The 15,469-nt window shown below is 62.0% G+C and carries 15 protein-coding genes; 11 read left to right on the top strand and 4 right to left on the bottom strand.

Features of this window, described 5'->3' with window-relative positions:
• Positions 1–4: 4 nt before the first annotated feature.
• From ACP15S_RS19875 to ACP15S_RS19860, 4 genes are all read left to right on the top strand, one after another.
• Complete coding sequence (locus ACP15S_RS19875; protein WP_425041393.1) at positions 5–1,174, top strand: HpcH/HpaI aldolase/citrate lyase family protein; 1,170 nt, start codon at positions 5–7, stop codon at positions 1,172–1,174.
• Positions 1,171–2,511 carry an MmgE/PrpD family protein gene (locus tag ACP15S_RS19870; protein ID WP_425041392.1) on the top strand — a complete coding sequence of 447 codons (1,341 nt, stop codon included), beginning with the start codon at positions 1,171–1,173 and terminating at the stop codon, positions 2,509–2,511. The genes ACP15S_RS19875 and ACP15S_RS19870 overlap by 4 nt, the downstream gene beginning before the upstream one ends.
• Positions 2,512–2,588: 77 nt before the next feature.
• Positions 2,589–3,335, top strand: a complete 747-nt coding sequence (locus ACP15S_RS19865) for a WbqC family protein (protein WP_425041391.1) — start codon at positions 2,589–2,591, stop codon at positions 3,333–3,335.
• Positions 3,328–4,584 carry an ATP-grasp domain-containing protein gene (locus tag ACP15S_RS19860; RefSeq protein WP_425041390.1) on the top strand — a complete coding sequence of 419 codons (1,257 nt, stop codon included), beginning with the start codon at positions 3,328–3,330 and terminating at the stop codon, positions 4,582–4,584. The genes ACP15S_RS19865 and ACP15S_RS19860 overlap by 8 nt, the downstream gene beginning before the upstream one ends.
• A gap of 82 nt (positions 4,585–4,666) precedes the next feature.
• On the opposite strand, the gene ACP15S_RS19855 is transcribed toward ACP15S_RS19860, so the two are convergent.
• Positions 4,667–5,695: a replication initiator protein A gene (locus ACP15S_RS19855; protein WP_425041389.1), complete on the bottom strand. Its 1,029-nt coding sequence runs from the start codon at positions 5,693–5,695 to the stop codon at positions 4,667–4,669.
• A gap of 452 nt (positions 5,696–6,147) precedes the next feature.
• Here ACP15S_RS19855 and ACP15S_RS19850 point away from each other — a divergent pair, with 452 nt between their 5' ends.
• The 3 genes from ACP15S_RS19850 to rfbD all read left to right on the top strand — a co-directional run bounded on the left by ACP15S_RS19850 (position 6,148) and on the right by rfbD (position 9,496).
• On the top strand, positions 6,148–7,536 hold the full coding sequence (locus tag ACP15S_RS19850; protein WP_425041388.1) for an AAA family ATPase: 1,389 nt from the start codon (positions 6,148–6,150) through the stop codon (positions 7,534–7,536).
• A gap of 12 nt (positions 7,537–7,548) precedes the next feature.
• Entirely contained in the window at positions 7,549–8,514 is a 966-nt protein-coding gene (locus tag ACP15S_RS19845) for a ParB/RepB/Spo0J family partition protein (protein WP_425041387.1), read from the top strand.
• Positions 8,515–8,647: 133 nt separating this feature from the next.
• The gene (rfbD, locus tag ACP15S_RS19840) at positions 8,648–9,496 is read left to right on the top strand and encodes a dTDP-4-dehydrorhamnose reductase (protein WP_425041386.1); all 849 of its coding nucleotides are present in this window, start codon (positions 8,648–8,650) and stop codon (positions 9,494–9,496) included.
• Here the strand turns inward: rfbD and ACP15S_RS19835 are convergent.
• Positions 9,490–10,458 (bottom strand): DUF2793 domain-containing protein, encoded by a 969-nt coding sequence (locus ACP15S_RS19835; protein WP_425041385.1) that lies wholly within the window; start codon positions 10,456–10,458, stop codon positions 9,490–9,492. The two genes, rfbD and ACP15S_RS19835, sit on opposite strands and share 7 nt — an antisense overlap.
• 295 nt (positions 10,459–10,753) lie before the next feature.
• Between ACP15S_RS19835 and rfbC the strand changes: the two genes are divergently transcribed.
• On the top strand, positions 10,754–11,314 hold the full coding sequence (gene rfbC, locus ACP15S_RS19830) for a dTDP-4-dehydrorhamnose 3,5-epimerase (RefSeq protein ID WP_425041384.1): 561 nt from the start codon (positions 10,754–10,756) through the stop codon (positions 11,312–11,314).
• Positions 11,315–11,320: 6 nt separating this feature from the next.
• Positions 11,321–12,364 carry a dTDP-glucose 4,6-dehydratase gene (gene rfbB, locus ACP15S_RS19825; protein WP_425041383.1) on the top strand — a complete coding sequence of 348 codons (1,044 nt, stop codon included), beginning with the start codon at positions 11,321–11,323 and terminating at the stop codon, positions 12,362–12,364.
• Between the two features lie 70 nt (positions 12,365–12,434).
• On the opposite strand, the gene ACP15S_RS19820 is transcribed toward rfbB, so the two are convergent.
• Entirely contained in the window at positions 12,435–13,355 is a 921-nt protein-coding gene (locus tag ACP15S_RS19820; protein ID WP_425041382.1) for a hypothetical protein, read from the bottom strand.
• Positions 13,356–13,841: 486 nt separating this feature from the next.
• On the opposite strand from ACP15S_RS19820, the gene ACP15S_RS19815 reads away from it, so the two are divergent.
• Complete coding sequence (locus ACP15S_RS19815) at positions 13,842–14,282, top strand: adenylyltransferase/cytidyltransferase family protein (protein ID WP_425041381.1); 441 nt, start codon at positions 13,842–13,844, stop codon at positions 14,280–14,282.
• A gap of 25 nt (positions 14,283–14,307) precedes the next feature.
• Here the strand turns inward: ACP15S_RS19815 and ACP15S_RS19810 are convergent, their stop codons facing one another.
• Positions 14,308–15,153, bottom strand: a complete 846-nt coding sequence (locus ACP15S_RS19810) for an ABC transporter permease (protein WP_425041380.1) — start codon at positions 15,151–15,153, stop codon at positions 14,308–14,310.
• Positions 15,154–15,212: 59 nt separating this feature from the next.
• Between ACP15S_RS19810 and ACP15S_RS19805 the strand changes: the two genes are divergently transcribed.
• Positions 15,213–15,469 (top strand): hypothetical protein (locus tag ACP15S_RS19805; RefSeq protein WP_425041379.1); only part of this gene is annotated, 257 nt, incomplete at its 3' end.

Raw genomic sequence — 15,469 nt, 5'->3', positions numbered from 1 at the left:
ACCCATGCAGCACAATCTCGCCCCCCGTGATCTCTTCGTGCGCCCGCCGCAGAGCTTCACGCGCCACTCGCCCCGCGCGCTCCTGCGCTATTGCCTGGGGGGCACGCTCTACATGCCCTCGACCCGGGCCGTCATGGACAAGATCACCACAGGCGGTCTGCCCGATGTGCTCTCCATGGTCATGTGTTTCGAGGATGCGATCCGCGCGGAAGATCTCTCGGCGGGCGAAGATAATGTGATCGCGCAGCTGGGCTATCTGGCGGAACAGGTGCGCGCCGGCACACTCAGCGATGCAGACGTGCCGCTCATCTTCCTGCGCGTGCGCTCGACCGAGCAGTTCCACAGCTTCGCCAAACGCCTGACACCGGAGCTTGCCGATATCCTGACGGGCTTTGTCTTCCCGAAATTCTACTCCTCCAATGCGCGCGATTATCTCGATCTGCTGGCGGATCTGAACACACGCTTCGAGACGCCGCTTTACGGCATGCCGATCCTCGAGGGCCGCGCCATTGCCTTCCGCGAGACGCGCAATGCAGAGCTGAGCTCGCTGCTGGGGCTCTTGCGGGGATATCACGAGTACATCCTCAATATCCGCGTGGGCGGGACGGATTTCTCGTCTTTCTTTGGCGTGCGGCGCGGTATTGGCTCGTCGATCTATGACATCCTGCCGGTGCGCGACGCGCTGGCCGATATCCTGAATTTCTTTGGCCGGGCGGAGGAGGATTACGTGGTCTCCGCGCCCGTTTGGGAATATTTCCTGGCCTATAAGCGCGATGATCTGGAGAAGGTCATGCAGATCGACCTACACCGCTCCTTGCGCACCAATACGCCGATCCTCAACGATGCGATTGACGGGCTCTTGCGCGAAGTGGCGCTGGACAAGGCCAATGGCTTCACCGGCAAGACCGTGATCCACCCCTCCCACCTGCGCTACGTCAATGCGATGCAGGCGGTGACGCGGGAGGAATATGAGGATGCCAGCCAGATCCTCGGCACCTCAGGCGGGGTGATCAAATCGGCCAAGTCCAACAAGATGAACGAGATCAACCCGCACCGCTCCTGGGCGCGGCGCATCACATCGCTGGCCGATGCCTACGGCGTGGTCGAAGATGAGCGCGGCGTGGTCCGGCTCTTTCAGGCGGGCAGCGATCCCCAGATCAACGCGGCGGAATGAGCGGGCACACCACCACCTTTCTCGATGGGTTGGAGGCGCTGGCCGCAAGCCCGCTCTCCCCTGCGCTCGAGGAGACCACGCGGCTGCGCCTGCTGGATTGGCTGGGTTGCACGCTGGCGGGCGCTGCCAGTGAGCGCGCGCGGCTGGGCCAGATGCTGGCGAGCGCGGGCGACGGCCCCGCCCCCGTCATTGGCACGGGGCAAACCGTAGCGCCGCTCTCGGCCGCCCTGCTCAATGGCATGGCCTCCCATGTGGTCGAGCTCGATGACGGGCACCGCTATGGCATCACCCATGCGGGCGGGCCGCTGATCGCCGCACTTCTGGCCATGGCCCATGATCCGCGCATGGATCAGGCCCGTTTCCTCAAGGGGATCGTGCTGGGCTATGAAGCGGCTTTGCGGGTGGCCATCGCCTGCCAGCCTGAGGCCAAGCTCAATGGCTGGCATGGCTCGGGCGTCTTCGGTGTGATTGGGGCCGCAATGGGAACGGCTGTTGCCTTGGGGTTTGACCGGGTGCAGCTCAACGCCGCGCTGGCCGCCGCCTGCACCTCTGCCTCGGGCATGGTGAAGGCCTTCGGTCCGGGCTCTGAATTGAAACCTTACAACGCAGGCCACCCCGCTTTGAACGGTCTGGCCGCCGCACTGGCCGCCGAGGCGGGCTTTCCCGGCCCCGAAGACATTCTCGACGGGCCACACGGGCTCATCGAGATGCTGCGCGGCAGCCCCGTCCCTCCGGGCGCGCTCAGCGTCGCCCCGCCCTATTGCATCGAGACCGTCTATCTCAAACCCTATGCGTCCTGCCGCTATGCCCATGCGCCGGTTGAGGCGGCGCTGCGTCTGAAGGCGGAGCATGGGATCGCACCGGCAGACATTACGGCTGTGCAGGTCGAGACGTACGGTTTGGCCGTGCACAAACATGACCATACCGAGATCGATGGGCCCTATTCCGCCCGTCTGGGCATTCCCTATTGCGTGGGCGCGGCGCTGGCACTGGGAGAGACTGGCATGGCCGCGTTTTCGGAAACCGCCCTCAACGATCCCGAGACCCTGCGCCTGATGCGCGCGACCCGGGTGACAGAAGACCCCGCGCTCAGCGCGCTGGTGCCTGCAAAACGGGCAGCGCATGTGTCTCTAACCTTGCGGAACTCCAGCGAAGTGGCCACGCAGGTGGACCTGCCTCTGGGCGAGCCGGAGGTGCCGCTCCGCGCCCCCGACCTGCGCGCGAAGTTTGCCGATCTCGCGCGGACTGCCGCGCTTTCCGAGGCGCGTATCACCGCGCTGGCCGATGCAGTGCTGGATCCTCAGACAGACCCGCGTACCGCTCTTTCAGACCTCTGAACCATGCGCCCACTGGTTTCCCTCCGAGGGTTAACCCGCTATGAGGGCGCAACATCTCTTGGAGTATGAGCCCGCCCATGACCTCTGTTGCCGTCATGCAGCCCTATGTCTTTCCCTATCTGGGCTATTTCCAGCTGATCGCAGCCGTGGACCATTTCGTGGCCTATGATGATGTGAACTTCATCAAACGTGGCTGGATCAACCGCAACCGCATCTCCAACCGGGGCCAGGACGCGCTCTTTACCGTGCCCGTACAGGGCGGCTCACAGAACGTGCCGATCCGGGAGGTCATCACGGCGCTGGATGACAAATGGCTGCGCAAGTTCACCACACAGCTCGAGCATGAGTACAAACGCGCGCCCTATTTCGCCCCGGTGCGCGATCTGGTGCTGGGGATTTTTGAAGAGGCCGCCGGTCAACCGGTTTCGGAACTGGCCGTGGCCTCCATGGCGGCGGTCATGGGCTATCTGGAGCTGCCTTTCACGCGGCTGATGTCCTCCGAGCGCTTTGCCGAGACAGCCAGCCTCAAACGCGCCGATCGGCTTATTGCCATCACCCGGGCGCTGGATGCGGCGCAATATGTGAACCTGCCCGGCGGGGTCGCGCTCTACGGGACACAAGAGTTCGCCGCCCAAGGGATCGATCTGCGCTTTATCTGTGAACGTAGCGTACCTTACGCCCAGTTTGACCACCCGTTCCTGCCCCATCTCTCGATCATCGATGTGCTGATGCACAACACCCCCGCCGCCGTGCGCGAGATGCTGGGTCAGTATGATCTCAAAACAGCCGAAGACATGGCCACCGGGGGAGCGCCCCATGACTAAGCCCACGGCGCTGGTTCTGGGGGGCGTCAGTCCGCATATTGCGGTGGTTCAGAGACTGAAAGCGCTGGGTTACCGGGTGGTGCTGGCTGATTACAAAGATGCCCCGCCTGCCGCCCCTTTCGCAGATCTGCACCTGCAGATTTCCACACTGGACGCGGGAGCCGTGGCGCAAGCCGCGCGCGATGAGGGGGCGGAGGCCATCATATCCGTCTGTCTGGATCAGCCCCTGCCCATTCTGGCGCAGGTGCGGGCCGAGCTGGGGCTGGCCTCCCCGCTCACGCCTGAGGCCGCCCATCAGCTCACCAACAAGGATGCGATGAAACAGGTGCTGCGCAGCGCTGAGGTCGACACGGCCCGCTGGGTTGTGGGTCCGAGCGCCGAGAGCCTGAAGACAGATGATCTCACCTTCCCGGTTGTGGCCAAACCGGTGGGCGGCACGGGCTCCCAAGGGGTGATCTTTGCGGCTGATCGGGCTGAGTTAGAGACACAATTGACTACCTGCTTCGCCGCCGCGCGGGGCGGAGATGTGTTGGTGGAGGAATTCATCGAAGGGCTGGAGCTGTCTATCGACTGCATCGTGATTGGCGGTAAGACCCATGTGCTTTTGGCCCGCGAGCGGCACAAGACCTTCTTTGAAGGCGGCTCAGGCGGGCAGGAGGCCACCTGCCACGCAACGCTGGCCCCTGCCGCGCTGGCCCCTGAGACAGAGGCGCTCATGCAGGCCCAGGCCCGGGCCATGGCGCAGGCCTTTGGCCTGTCGGACGGGCCGATGCTGATCCAGTCCATCCTGACCGCCGAGGGTCGTCTGGTGGTGCTGGAGGTCGCGGGGCGTATTGGCGGGGGGCCCGGGGCCAATCGCTGTGTCGAGCTTGTGACCGGGTTTGACTATGTCGGCGCCTCGATCGACCAGCAGCTGGGGCGGCCTGTGTCCCTCGAGCTTGATCCTGATCCCAGAATTTTCTCGGCCAACAACGCCTATGCCAGCGCCGGTGTCTTTGACCAAGTGACGGGAATGGAGGCGCTCATCACGGAAGGCCTTGTTGAGGAGCATTATGTCTACCGCATGCAGGGTGAGGAGATCGACGCGCATCTCTCGGGCCGGGCACGGGTCACGGCCTTTGTCTCAGCGGCTGAGAGCCGCGAGGCGCTCAAGGCGCAGCTCACGGAGGTCTTTGCACGGCTCGATGTGCTGGATCCCGAGGGTCGCTCGATCCTGCGCCGGGAGATCGGGCTGCACCACTCGCTCTAAGGCGCGCAGAGCCAGCCCCTGGGATGGCGATACGGCGGGGCTGACGCCCCTTGGTTCCGCGTTGCTGCTCCCTGTACCGGCCCTACTCCTCGGCCACCTTGGCGCGCACGAAGCCCAGAAAGGCCGCCGCCGGGTTGCGCAGAGGCGCGCGGCCTGAGCGCTGCCAATAGGCGCGCCAATCGGCCTCCAGCCCGTAGACATCCCAGCCCGGCGCCATGCGCCGCGCCTGCTCCAGCACCTCCGGCGTCAGCGGCGGGCCGCGATCCTGGCTGGCATCTCCCGCCTCCACCACCTGATCGCGCGGCGAGAACCGCAACAGATCGCCGGGGATTTCCTCGATGACGTAATCAGGCAAGTGATCCGCGGCGATCATATCGCGCATCATCTTGCGAAAGACCCGGCGCGGCGAGGCGGAGCCGGATTTCTTCAGAAGCGTATCCACCGAGACCGTCCAGCCCGGCTGGCGCCCGCAATGTTTACGCGCCAGCTCATAGATCCGCCGCTCCAGCGGTTTGCGCAGACGGAAGTAATCGCGGCTCAGCGTCAGCACCGATTTCGCCACCACCGCGCGGTAGAGCCATTCCGAGAGCGTGACCTTCACATGAGCCATGCGCCCCCCCTTGGAAGCGCGCACGATCTGCCAGCTCTCGATCAGGCCAAAGCCCGTGGTGACCTCCTGGCCCCCGGTCTCGAGATTGGTGGTGATCCGGGTGCCTGCGAGCCGCTCGAAGGCTTCACGCAGCCGCTTGTAGCCATCGCCCGAGGTTTCCCGATTGGTCGCCACAAGCAGATCATGAGCCTGCAAAACCAGCGTCCGCGCGACCGTCTTGCCCGCGTTCAGCGCCGCCACCAACTGGGAGATACAGAAGATCAGGATGTCCTTGTCATGGATCGTGGCCAGCCCTTTGACAGAGGGCGTCACGGTGATCTCCACATCATTGTGCATGTAATTCAGAATGCGCCGGTCGGGCCGGGTGGAGAGCGAAAAGAGCGGATGCTCCATGCTCGCCAGATCGCCCTTGGGCAATGCATCGAAGATATCACAGACGAAAAAATCGCCCGTAGGATGACGGTCAGGCAAAAGCCCGCCGGGTTGGGAAACGCTGCCCATGTGCCTCAATCCTTGCGCGCCTCGTTGGACGCTGCCTGCTCATGTCCGATCCCCTCGTTGGAGAATCGTGTTTTCATTAACGCCCAGCCTAGAGTTATCCACAGGAGGCGTCCACTCTGACAAACGTGGGATCAGAGTCGCTCTTTCGGGGGATTGGAATCGCCTGATCGTGGGATCAGAGTCGCCTGGCTGGAAAAGCCTTCAAAAAAAAACGCAGAATCAAATACTTGGGAAAGACAGATCTCACCGTAACTAAAGATATAACAGATTCATAACAGCGATTATTTTCTCATCACCCCTGCATATTGAAAGCGAGCCCTTGGAATTGCTTAAAAAAGTGATGGGATGTGCGGTCATGCGTTGCATGTAACGGCTTTTTGCGTACACTGAAGAAAAGGCGTTACATCGCTGAGAACAGAGCAGATACCACCATTATATGCAGGCGCATCCCCATGACCAAGGCTGACATTCGCCCTCCCTATTTTGGCATCAATCCCGATACAGCGCTTGCTGATCTGGGCGATCCCATGGCCACGTCCGATTTCAAGGCCATTTCAGAGGCCTGTGCAAGGGGGCGCAATGATCTGGCCTCCCGGGGGCTGGATGAGAGCGGCGGGCGCAAGCTACGCCTGTTTTCCACCTGGGAGATTTGCCGCTATCTGATCCCGGTGGCGCAAGCCCATTTCCGCCGCGTCCTGCGCCAGAACCCGGACCTGCCCCAGGGGCGCTCCGAGACCGAGGGCGGGGCCAAATGGTTCAGCCTTGATGAAGTCCAGCGTCTGCGGGCCTTTTTTGCCACGCAAGGCGCTAAGGGGCGCAGCTATGCCCCCTACCGCCCTGAAGGCCTGCCCGCCAAGATTGTCTCGGTCGCGAATTTCAAGGGCGGTGTGGGCAAGACCTCCACGGCCGCGCATCTCGCGATGTCCGCGGCGCTGGATGGCTACCGTGTGCTGGTCATCGATCTCGACAGCCAGGGCTCCATGACGTCGATCTTCGGCGGCGAGGTCAAAGATGAATGGCAGACGGTCTTTCCCCTGCTCGCAGGCCATTACGCACGGCATCTGCGGGCGACCAATCAGGGGCGTATTGATCGGGGCGAGGCGCCCATTCCGCTCGATGATACGCTCTCGGATGCGCTGGACACCGATCCGGCAAGCCTCATCCAGAAAACCCACTGGCCCAATATCGATCTGATCGGCGCGCAGCTGAACCTCTATTGGGCGGAATTCCAGATCCCCGTCTGGCGCATGCAGGCGCGCGGCTGGAAGCTCTGGGATGCGCTGACCGAGAGCCTGGAGGAGGCGGGCGTGCTGGAGGAGTATGACATTGTCTTCCTCGATACCCCCCCTGCCCTGGGCTATCTGACCATCAATGGGCTGGCGGCGGCGGATATCCTGCTGGTGCCCCTTGGGGCGTCCTTCCTCGAGTTCGACAGCACCGGCCGCTTCTTCGACATGCTGCACGCAACCTTCGCCTCCATTGAGGAGAGCGAGAACATTGCCGCGCGGGCGCTCGGGCGCGACGAGCTCAATTTCGAGTGGGACGCCGTGCGCGCAGTCATCACCCGCTATGACGATGCGCAGCAGGCAGAGCTTGGCGCGCTCATGCAGGCCTATCTGGGCCGTGTTCTCTCGCCGCACAGGCAGAACTTCACTGCGCTGATCGGTCAGGCCGGTGAGCAGGTCAACGGGATCTACGAGGCGGATTACCGCGATTTCAACCGCGAGACCTATGCCCGCGGCCGTGAGACTTTTGATGCGACCTACGCGGCGTTCAAGTCTCTATTGCTGGGGATTTGGCGCCGGGATGAGCTGGAAGCGTCCTCAGAGAGCGCGGCATAAGGAGAAAGTGATATGGCCCGACGCAAACGCCTGACCCCGCCCCGCCCAGACTACCTTGAGAGTGAAAGTCCGGCGCCCAAGGGGGGGCCGCTGTCCATGCCACCTATCGCGCAGGTGGCGGGTGAAGCCGCCTCTTCTGCGGCATTGCAGACCCTCTCGGATGAAATGGCGCGCGCCCGGGCTGAGGGGCGGTTTATCGAGACCCTGCCGCTGGACGCCATCGAGGCCCACCACCTCGTGCGCGACCGGATGGATGTCAGCGATGAAGATCAGGCGGCGCTGATCGCCTCCTTGCAGGCCCGTGGTCAGCAGACGCCCATCGAAGTGGTGTCACTGGGGGAAGGACGCTACGGGCTGATCGCAGGATGGCGTCGCCTCATGGCCCTGCGCCATCTGTTTGAAGAAACAGGCGCGGCCCGGTTTGGCACGATCGAGGCGCGGATCACCCGCCCCGGCGAGGCAGCTGAGGCCTATTGCGCCATGGTCGAGGAAAACGAGATCCGTGTGGGCCTGAGTTATTTCGAGCGCGCGCGCATTGCCCTGCGGGCCGTTGAGGAAGGCGTCTATCCTGATCTCAGCGCAGCCTTAAACAGTCTCTATTCCAGCGCAAGTCGGCCCAAGAAATCGAAAATTCGCAGTTTTGTCTCTCTGGTGCAGGCGCTGGATGGTGTCTTGCAATTCCCGACATCCATTGGGGAGCGTCTTGGCCTGGGTCTGGCCAAGGCCCTGTCCGAGGATGCTGCCCTGCCCGCGCAGATCACCAGCGCCTTGCAGGCGGCCTCTCCTGCATCTGCTGAAGCGGAGCAGGATGTGCTTAGACAGTCTCTAATCAAGCCCAAAATACCCGAGACAACCCCGCCTGCGCAGGCCGGTGTCTCGCTCAAATACTCCGCCAAGACAGGGGAGGTGCGGCTTTTGGGCGTCGATGCGGCGCTGGTTGCCGATCTCAAGCTCTGGCTGGCCGCACGGGAGGGCTAGCGGCGCTTTAGTGCCTTCAACATGTTTCGCGCGCGAAACGCAGCGAGGCCGGGGCGCGCAGAGAGCCGGGTGACTTCCCCCTGCCCCTTTGCTAGAGCGCCCCTGCAGGCGCAGAGACGTAAAGAGGGCACAGATGGATATCCTTGTATTCGGCAAGACGGGTCAGGTGGCCACAGAGTTGCAACGACAGGCGCGTGTGACAGCGCTTGGTCGGGATGAGGCGGATCTGAGTGATCCAACAGCTTGCGCCGCTGCAATTGCCCATCGCCGGCCGCAGGTTGTTATCAATGCAGCGGCGTATACGGCTGTGGATCGGGCGGAAGAGGAGGAAGACCTCGCCACATGTATCAATGGCAGAAGTCCGGGCGCTATGGCGGAGGCCTGCCGTGATCTGACGATCCCCTTCCTGCATATCTCGACTGATTATGTCTTTGATGGCACAGGCACTGCGCCGTGGCGCGAAGGAGATCCGGTGGCGCCTCTGGGGGCCTATGGGCGGAGCAAGCTGGTGGGCGAAGAGGCTGTCCAGACGGCGGGTGGCGCCCATGCTATCCTGCGAACCTCCTGGGTTTTCTCGGCCCATGGGGCCAACTTCGTGAAGACCATGTTGCGTCTGGCGGAAACCCGCGATCATCTCACTGTTGTTGGGGATCAGATTGGAGGCCCGACGCCGGCTGCTGATATTGCGGCAACCTTGATTGCCATGGCGCGTGCCATGACCGAGGGCCAGCCCGGTGGCATATTTCACTACGGCGGCGCGCCCGCTGTGAGCTGGGCGGATTTCGCGCGCGAAACATTTGCCCAGGCCGGGCGGTCTGTCACTGTGACGGATATTCCCTCAAGTGACTATCCGACGCCCGCCAAGCGCCCGCTCAATTCGCGGCTGGATGGGGCCGCCTTGCACGCTGCCTTTGGTATTGCCCCGCCCGATTGGCGCGCGGGGCTCGCCGCTGTGTTGGCGGATCTGGGTGCGGCTCAGTAGGTGTTGAGGAAGCTGTAGGCGTAGCGCCGCGTGCTGCCTGTGCGGTTTTCCAGAAGCAAGGCGCCTGTGGCCACGGCGAGGCTCGAGCGATCTGCCGCGCCGCTGGTTCCGGTGAGGGCTGTGTCCCCAAGATTGTCCATCCGTGTGCCCGAAGCCATTGTCTGCAAGAGGAGAGATCCGCCGGTGTCATAGGAGAAAATCCCGCTATGAGCCGCTTGAGGGAAATTCGGATCCACGATGTTGAGGACGATCATCCCGCCCGCGCTCGGAGTGGTGATGGAGCCTACGGTATCGTCAGCAATATCGACCATTCCCGAATACAGGCAAGGCACGCGGACAGCCCCATCGCTCCGCCGGGCGGAGACGGCATCTGTAAAGCTGGAGCCGTCAGCGCTGACCCGGATATTGAAATCTTCACTGCCCGCAAGCCCCATTTCCGCGCGCCCCGAGAAGCCTGACTGGAAGACCATGGAGGCGGTGTCTGTGCTGCTGGCCTTGTTGATGGTCAGGCGATGATCGCTGCCTGCATGGGTGAAAAGGGCCGCATCAGAAGCCACCGAGAGGCGGTTTGTGGCGTCTGAGCTGGCCCCGATGCCTACGCCGGGCAGGTTCTGCAGCTCAGGCGCCACAGGAAGCCACATGCCGCCGCTATAGACCCGCAAGGCCCCTGCCCCCATGTCCCAGGCGCGCCAGCCATCCTGAGGCTCCACGAAGAGCCATGCGGCATCACTGAAGACGGCCAGCCGGCCCGCCTGCCCGGCCCATGCGCCTGTGGGCGCGCTGCCCAGGGCATGAACCTCACCATCCTGCGGCGTTGCCGGAGGCGCGTTGGCATCAATGGCCTGAAGGGTCAGTTGCGCGAGGGCATCCAATTGGCGCAAGGCCTCGTTATGGGTGACGTGCTTTTGAGCCTGAGAGGGCAGCAGGTAGGGCAGGGACAGATTTGGCGAAAGATCAGACATGGGGCTCTCCGGAATGATGCATCGAGTATCGTGGCGCCGGCACAGCGCCCCGGTTGCGCCAGCCTTAACAGGGCGAACCTTGCGGGATCGCAAAGCCACCGAGCGGGGCGTTCATGATCTTTCAAGGTTTGAGCCGCGGGCCTGCGGTCAAAATGCCCCGCAATTGCCACGAAATCAGACCCACTTGCGCTTTAAGCCTGCTTAAACGGCGGGGTAAATTGACAAACCGGGCGCATGCGCCATTAAGAAGCCGCCAGAGCTATGGCCGTGTTGTGAGAGAGTGCGAGAACCTGTGATGAAGATTGAGCAAACCCCAATCCCTGGCTTGTTGCTGATGACGCCAAGACGGTTTGGCGATGGACGGGGCTTTTTTACCGAAAGCTGGAACCGGCGGACCCTGGAAGCGGCAGGCGTTCACCTGCCGGATTTTGTTCAGGACAATTACTCGCTCTCACACGGGGCCCATACCGTGCGCGGGCTGCACTTTCAGGCACCGCCCCATGCGCAGGGCAAGCTCGTGCGCTGTGGGCGTGGCTCGCTTTTTGACGTGGCCGTGGATATCCGCAAAGGCTCCCCGACATACGGCCGCTGGGTGGGCTATGAATTGTCCTTTGAGAATGCGCGCCAGCTTTGGATCCCGCCAGGGTTTCTGCATGGCTTTGTGACGCGCCGCTTTGACACGGAAATCCTTTATAAATGCACTGACTTCTACGCGCCCGAATGCGAAGGGGCCGTGATGTGGAACTCGCTCGATATCGATTGGGGGCTTGATGGCGAAGAGCCATTGCTGTCCGAGAAAGACGCGGATGCCGTGCCATTTTCCGAATTTGACAGCCCCTTTGTCTGGGAAGGATAAGAACCGATGAAAATCCTTGTAACAGGAGGGGCGGGGTTTATTGGCTCGGCCGTTGTGCGCCATGCCATTGCCGCGGGCCATCACGTCGTCAATCTCGATGCGCTCACCTATGCGGCCTGCCTTGAAAATATAGCTTCAGTCGCAAGCAGCCCCAACTACGCGTTCGAGCAGACCGATATCCGGAATCGGGTAGACATAGACACTGTTTTTGCCAAACACAGCCCCGATGCCGTGATGCATCTGGCGGCGGAAAGCCATGTGGATCGCTCCATCGATGGGCCCGGGGATTTCATCGAGACCAATATCACGGGCACCTACAATATGCTGGAGGCCGCCCGCACCTATTGGGACGCACAAGGCAAGCCCGAGGGCTTCCGGTTTCATCATATCTCGACAGATGAGGTTTTTGGCTCTCTGGGCGCGGAAGGCCAGTTCACCGAAACAACGCCGTACGACCCGCGCAGTCCCTATTCCGCCTCAAAAGCGGCCTCTGACCATCTGGTGCGCGCCTGGTTCCATACCTACGGCCTGCCCGTTGTCCTGAGCAATTGCTCCAACAATTACGGCCCCTATCACTTCCCCGAAAAGCTGATCCCGGTTGTGATCCTCAATGCGCTGGCAGGCAAGGATCTGCCGATCTATGGCGATGGGTCCAATGTGCGGGACTGGCTCTATGTCGAGGACCATGCCGATGCGCTGCTGACCGTGCTGAGCAAGGGGGCCTTGGGCGAAAGCTACAATATCGGCGGCGAGAACGAGCGCAGCAATCTTGAGCTGGTCAAAACGCTTTGCGCGATCCTCGATGCCAAGCGGCCCAAGGCGTCTGGCTCCTATGCCGATCAGATCACCTTCGTGCGTGACCGTCCTGGCCATGATGCGCGCTATGCCATTGATCCCACGCGCATTGCCACGGAATTGGGCTGGCGGCCCTCTGTGACGGTGGAAGAGGGGCTGGAGAAGACCGTGCAATGGTATCTCGACAATGAGGCCTGGTGGCGCGCTTTGCAGGACCGTCAGGGCGTTGGCGAGCGTTTGGGTGTGAAGGCCTGAGCGTTCTGAGTTCTGTCATGCCTCGGGGGCGTTGCCCCCGAACCCCCAGCGTATTTAAGGCCAGAAGAAACTAGCCATGTGGTTTCAGAAGGCTGCGCAGATCCTCGATGATCATTTCGGCTGCGGGGCGCTCAAACGGGGTCAGCTGTGCGGCAATTTTGGCGCGTGTGTTTCGCAGCGGATCATTGCCCTGCACGATGAGGTTTTCGAAAACAGTCTCTAATTCCCCTGAATTAGAGACTTTATAAAAGGCCTCTGCCAGGGTTTGACCAAAGGCATTCAGGGGGGCCGCGCAATTTTGCTCCAGCCGGATCAGGGGCGCGCCTGTGGGCAGGTATTCCGCCAGAAAAGAGCCGCTATCGGTGATCAGCGCGTCGGAGCTGCGGAATACATCCCAGTAGCTGCCGCCGTCCTGGACGACCCCATTGGGCAAGGCGGACCATTGGGCTTTGTAGTGCTCCCATTGCGCCTCTGTCATGATCCTCGACCGCATGAGGCCAAGCGCCATATTGGGGTGGGGGCGGAGCAGAAAATCGATCTCAGGGTGCTTTCGAGCCACGTCCAGTAAGGTCGGCCCGGACCAGGCGAAGGTGCCCAGCCCGAGAGAGCCGCGCTCAAGCCCATGGTGGGGCGCGACGATCACCCGCTTGCGGGTGGCCTCACCGGGCCAGATCTCAACGTCTCTTCGGGGAGGTTCCGGCGTGAGGAAGGTGTCGAACTTGGGGTGGCCAGTGATGCAGATATGGGGCGGTTTAGAGCCTTGTGCTGCCTGAATCATATCCGCATGGAGGCGCGTGGGCGCATAGTAGCGCCAGAGCCAGGGGTGAAACTGGGCCAGTCCGAACTGCATCGTGTCATTGGAGATGACGGGCATGCCGTAATGCACGTAGGCCACGCGCGTATGGCGGGCGAGGCGGCGGGGCAGGTCTTGCATGCCCCAGGGCTGTTGGATGAAAACAACATCCGCATCGAGCCTCTCAAGCGGCCACATACGGTCGCTTCTGGGGTCGTAAAGATCAGTAATATCTGTCTCTAAATGTGCCCAAAACCGTCTCTTTCGAGTATAGGTGGATGGCCTTTGCCTGCCTGGTAGGCGGCGATCCGTATCTGATAGAATGGGGTATAATGTAACCTCAAAGAGAGGATCTGCCTGCAAGGTTCTGACAAGGGATGTCAGGCCCCATTTTGCCGGGCTACAGACGACAAATCCCACATGCAGGGAGCTGCCCGGGGCGGGGTGTGCGGGCGCTTTGGGCGGGGTGGGGGTGCCTTGCGCGCGCCAGAAGGCACGGCGGATCAGCTCCATGCTGCGCGCAATGGGGATCGCGCCTGTCCAGGGCGGGGCGGAGGGTGGGGGCGTCTGGGCCATGGGTTTATCCATAGCAAGCCCGTGCCGGGGGGGCTATCTTGGCGTTGCTTGTCTTCCGCAATGTTCTGGCGGTAAATGGCGTATCGTTTTCAGCCCTCAGGATTGACCATGTCAGAGCCCCTTTCTCCGCGTGTGATCGGCTACACCACCGGTGTCTATGACATGTTTCACATTGGGCATCTGACCTTGTTGCAGCGGGCCAGAGAGGCCTGTGACCACCTGATCGTGGGCGTGACCACGGATGCGCTTGCGCAGGCGCGCAAAGGCCGCGCGCCGGTGATCCCCGAGGCAGATCGGGTGGCGATTGTGCGGGCGCTGCGCTGTGTGGATGAGGTTGTGCCGCAAAGTGACATGGACAAGATCGCGGCATGGGAGCGGATCGGCTTTCATCGCATGTTTGTGGGGGATGATTGGAAAGGCGATCCCAAATGGGTGGCGCTGGAAGAGGCTCTTGGGCCCAAGGGCGTCGAGATCGTCTACTTCCCCTATACTGCCCATGTCTCGACTACGCGCCTGCGCAATTCGGTTGACCCGGATACAGGGACGTAAACTCCCGCATTAGGCGGAAACAGTCTCACATGTTGAGCAGATCGCGGTTGTATTGACGCAGCAATAAAAGCCCGATGAGCATTGGCGCCACGATCCAGACGCCCAGATAAACAAACGAAATGTAATTGGGATGATAGAGCGGGTAGAACCCGTCCCGGATGAGGCCTGTGAGATGCAGCACGGGGTTCCACCAGAGCACAGCCTGGGCCAGATCGGGCAAGTCCTCGTAGATGAAGATCACCCCGGAGATCAGGAACAGGGGCCGCGTGGTGATTGTCCAGACCTGCTCCCAAACAGGGATGCGCTGGAACATGTAGCAATTGAACACGCCCACGGAAAAGCCCATCAGCGCCGCCAGCCCCATGGCCAGAAAAATGGGCCCGAAATCCAGGACGGTGCGGATCTCTTCATATAGGATGATGCCGGTGAAGATGATGGCGCTCACAATGGTGACCACAAGCGTGTTCAACACAAAGCGCGCCAGAAGCGCGTCAAGCCAGCGCACGCGGGGGTAAAACAAGAGCGCCCGCGAAAAGCGCATCCCCCGGCCCACCTGATTGGCGGGGATGAGCACCATCTGCAACACCATGAAACCGGTGGCCTTGAAGAGGAAGAACGAGGTGCCCAGCGTGGGTGTCTTGGCCACAAGCGACCAGGCAAAGCCCAGGATGATGATCATGCCGATAGGCTCCAGAAGCGCCCAGACATAGCCCCCCGGCGTGCGCCCGTAGCGCGTCGACATCTCGCGCAGGATGAGCGCCGTGATCGCGCGCAGGCTTTCGATCAGGGGCCGGCGTTTGCGGGCCGCAAAAGGCGCATCAATGGCCGGGCTGGTGCGTGCGATGTCGGGGCCCTCCTTTGTGCTGGCCATCGGTCGGGGCGCTTTGTAAAGTCTATGTCATTGGTATTCGTGGCAAAAGCAGAAAAACTGTGACGCAGGACACTCCCAAAGGCAAGGCGCAGGACGATCCCTATGGGCTTGAGCAGCCCCATGTCATCGCCAAGCGGGAGGCCGCTCTGGCGCGCAAGAGTTTTGCCAGCGAGGCCGCGCGCGCGGCCTATATCGAGAAATGGAACACGCGCTTCATTCGCAAGAAGCAGAAAAGCCGCGCCCTGCGCCGGGCCGAGGCGGAAGCCGCCCGCGAAGAGCAGGCCCATCAGGAATTGCTCGAGGCGGTCTCCAAAGT

It is taken from the genome of Primorskyibacter sp. S187A, assembly GCF_049800955.1.
GTDB lineage: Bacteria > Pseudomonadota > Alphaproteobacteria > Rhodobacterales > Rhodobacteraceae > JAKVBH01.
The sequence above is the reverse complement of the archived record's forward strand: the minus strand, read 5'-3'. Positions and strand labels throughout refer to the sequence as shown.